The organism is Acinetobacter sp. UBA5934, from assembly GCF_002430855.1.
Lineage (GTDB): Bacteria > Pseudomonadota > Gammaproteobacteria > Pseudomonadales > Moraxellaceae > Acinetobacter.
Window position 1 is genome coordinate 1 of record NZ_DJDC01000134.1, and the last position, 4175, is coordinate 4175.

Genomic DNA, 4175 nt, shown 5'->3' on the forward strand with positions numbered 1-4175 from the left:
CCGATCTATAGAGAATTAAAACGTCCTAAAAAATGGATGAATACCCTTGTTGATTATTCGGAAATTTTATCTAATTCACCAACAAAATCATTTGTTAAAAGATTTTTAGAAGACAAAGATGCAAGTAGTATTGCAAATGAATTAGAAAGCTTAAAGATGGCTCCTAATAGCTGGTTTTGGGATAATTTAATTAAGTCTTCTATTCAATCTATTAAAGATATGAATGAGCAGGATTATTTGAAAATTATTCCCCGATTTATAGACTTAGCTGAACAAAATGTTTTGTACACCACTGATATTCTTATTGCGTTGTTAGAACGATATGCTAGGACTTCTAAGCGGGAAATAGTAAATGAAGTTTTGAAGCATTTAGCCTTAAATCAGTGGGGGAATCCACAATATGATTCTTCTGCGGGATGGAATAATGTAAATTCTGAAACAAAACGTATGGTTATCCAGTGGTTTGTTAGAGCTGATTTAGAAGCATTTTTTAAAGTCTTTAGCTATGGTGCAGAAACACGCAGATTTAATTATTGGATGCGTTTTATTAAACAAGTTTCTCTCTCTGAAATATTTTTGAATGAAGATGCAATCTTTCGTGCAACTAGACAGCAAGAGGAATTCAAGAGGAAAAACCAAGGAAGATTCAAGCGAATTATTGGTAAGAGTTCAGCAGCCAATGCATTTATGATAAAGATTGGTGGTTATTATATAGTTGAGTTCTCTGAACTAAATAATGCTACTTATTTTTATAGAAAGCTACCTTACAAATCTTTTAAATCAGATCTTCAAGTCGTCAATATTACAGATTTAAAATCTACGGCAAAGGCTGATTTTTATTTATCACATAACGGTGCTTGGGAGAACTCCTTCGACAATAGATTAAAAGGTCTGGGAATTTATCCAGACTAATTTTTGAAAGGTATATTTAAATGAAACTAGCATTTTGGAAAAGAAAAAAGAGTACTGAATCTGTAAGAGAAGAATCTATTCAATTAAATTCCAAATCTTTTACGTATGATGAAGTAGGTGTAGTTTACTCACATACAAAAAATGCTAAAACAGATGCTGATTTCTATTGGGAAAGCTTGGAAGAGGAAGAGCTTGCATACCTTATGGATGACCACTTTGTGTTGCCTTGGGAAGAGTTTTTTCAACTTCAGCAAGATTCAGAACATGAAAATGTAATTCATTTACTAAACTTTCCAACACAGACTTCTTTTCGTCCAATAATTAGAAGTGAAGGAGGGTTAAGTGACCCAGATTTCAAAATAATTTTAGATGGTTGGTTGAACGAAAATAATATTAAGGTTAAAAGTTCTATTCAGCGAGTTGGAGCTATTTTAACTATTGATGGCACAGAACATTTATTGAGTGAATCAAGTTTTCAACTTGTCGAAAAATTAAAAGAGTTTTCACGTATAGAGAATAAAGATACGAAACAGAACCAGAAATATTGGGCGAATATCAGAAAATTGGCCAATAAGTCTAATGCAAATTTAGATGATTTTTTACGAAAGACAGTAGTTTTAGCACCTGAGAAACTACAGTTAAATCTTCGAAAAAATTTGATTAGTCAGGAATCTGTTGTAGAGATTCAGCCTGAATTTGATGAAGCTCCATCAAATTGGCTGAAGACGTTTGATCAATATAATAATGTTCAAGATCAGTACAGTATTAGCTTAGCTGATGGTGGAATTGCACATGTAGTGATTGAACCTCAAGTGAAGCAAGTTCTGAATGAAATTAAAAAAATGCCGAACAGACGTATTTCTGGTGAGAGCGCGCACGCATTTTTACATAATCCATTTGCTCAACTAGGTGATGATGCAATTGAAGTTATTTCACCTGAGAGTTTTGAGGAGTCCAAGCAGCAAGCAGAAATTCATACTTATACTTTACAAATAGAAAAAAATTATGATGAGTTAAATCATTATGTTTCTGCGAAATTAGAGCTACAAGAGAATTCTGAAAGAGAACAAAATCCAATTTTCCTAGAACTATATAATATGGATCAGACTTCTTATTTTATTCAAGCATATGAGAAAAAATCCCCTATTTTTATATGGGCAGGATATGAAATTGACCGAAGTAGCTATTTAGATGATCAAATTGAAGAATTAAAAAATGACCTAAATCAAATTCAAAAATATCAAGATGAACTACAAGCTCAAAAAGTATTGGATTTATCGAATTATAGCGGTCGTGTTATTGGGATTGGTGAAGCAGAAAAGCTGAACTCTGAATTTATTAAAAGAGATAGCGGTGAATCTGAATGGTTGCCACAACATTTAATGGAGTTAGAGCAGCAACTGCAAGATGAAAATTTTGATGAAACCATTGAATTACTTGAGCAGCGGATTAAGCAAGCAGAGCAAAACAGTCAAGATGAAGTTGAAATTCCATATGCAGATAAAGAAGTGTCATTAGATGATGCCAAAAATTTACTAGACCGTTTATATGCTTCCAAGAAAGAAGAGCCCAAAGAGATATTAGAAGAATCTAACGCTAATTCACAGAAAAAGAAAAAAGATACATTATTAATTGCGAATAATATTGATGAAGCTGAATTTACAAAACAGCGAGTAAATCGCTTACTTTTTGATGAGAATAATCCTCCATCAGCTAAATTGCCCGCTAGTTTTAGAAACCAAGAATTTAGCTTAAAGCAGCATCAAGAATATGGAATTGCATGGTTGCAGAATCTGCACCAGTATGCGCCAGAACAAGTCAGTGGATGTCTTTTAGCTGACGATATGGGCTTAGGTAAAACACTTCAGCTCTTATGTTTTATTGGTGAGTATCTTGAAAATGCTGAAGATAAGAAACCAGTGTTAATTGTGGCTCCAGTTTCACTGTTAGAGAATTGGGAAGCCGAAGCAAATCGATTCTTTAGTGGTAAATTTGCCAAAATATTAAGTTTATATGGTGATAACTTAAAAGATAGAAAAATCCCCAAGCATTTGATTTCAGCACAGTTAAGAGAAAATCATGGTATTACACACCTTTTAGAGGACGATTGGCGTGGTGATGCTGATATTGTTTTAACAACCTACGAGACGATGCGTGATCTTGAATTTTCTTTAGCTAGAGAAGACTGGAGTATAATGATTTGTGATGAAGCACAAAGAATTAAAGTTCCTACAGCAATGGTGACAAAGGCTGCAAAAGCTCAAAAAGCAGATTTTAAAATTGCATGTACAGGTACTCCAGTAGAGAACTCTTTAACCGATCTTTGGTGCTTATTCGATTTCATTCAAGAAAACTTATTAGGTCCTTTAAATGAGTTTGGTAAAAGTTATCGAAAACCTATAGAAAATGCTGAAAATAATGATGAAGCAGCACTATTAAAGCTTCGTGAGTTGATAGCCCCTCAAGTCTTACGAAGAATGAAACATGATGTCGCAGATTTACCCGCTAAAACTGAGGTAGATAACTGTAAAAATATTGAAATTTCATTATTGCAAAGACAATTATATATTGATGTGGTTAACCGCTTTAAAAAATTGTCTGCAGAAGGTAATCAGGGAGCGATGTTAACTTCTTTGCATAGTATGAGAATGATCTGTGCTCATCCATTACAGTTTCAGCCAAGTGCTACTTTAAATGGTTCTCCAAAAGTAAGTTGGTTAATCAAAACTTTAGAATCTATCAAGCAAAAAAATGAAAAAGTCATTATCTTTACTGAATTTAGAGACATTCAAGTATTTCTTAAACGAATTCTTCTGGAAAGATTCGGCTTAAACGTTACAACGGTCAATGGTGATTCAAATACGAGCAGTAAAAAAGGCTTAACACGGCAAAACTTGATTGATAAATTTCAAGAAAAATTAGGATTTAATATCATTATCTTGTCCACTACAGCAGTAGGGTTTGGTGTTAACATTCAACGTGCTAATCATGTCATTCATTATACACGTAGTTGGAATCCAGCTAAGGAAGATCAAGCGACTGACCGTGCATATCGTATTGGGCAAGATAAAGAAGTTTTTGTTTACTATCCAACAGTTGTAACGGACGAATTCAAGACTTTCGAAGTAAAGTTGGATCGACTTTTATCAAGTAAAAGAGAATTAGCTGATGATATGTTAAAACCAAATATGGATCTAGGTTGTGAATTAATCAAATTAATTTAAAGGTTAATCCTAAATAAATTGGTCTAGAGGAAAGATATG

General features: G+C 33.3%; 2 protein-coding genes. Both read left to right on the forward strand.

What is annotated here, in order from left to right; all coding sequences use genetic code 11:
- On the forward strand, positions 1-912 hold a 912-nt coding region (locus B2Y23_RS09270), incomplete at its 5' end, for an EH signature domain-containing protein (RefSeq protein WP_291370416.1).
- Between the two features lie 20 nt (positions 913-932).
- On the forward strand, positions 933-4136 hold the full coding sequence (locus B2Y23_RS09275; RefSeq protein WP_291370418.1) for a DEAD/DEAH box helicase: 3204 nt from the start codon (positions 933-935) through the stop codon (positions 4134-4136).
- Positions 4137-4175: the final 39 nt, after the last annotated feature.

Bases quoted from the DNA above. Each gene is read 5' to 3' on its own strand.
- B2Y23_RS09275 (WP_291370418.1), top strand. From the start codon at position 933: ATGAAACTAGCATTTTGGAAAAGAAAAAAGAGTACTGAATCTGTAAGA.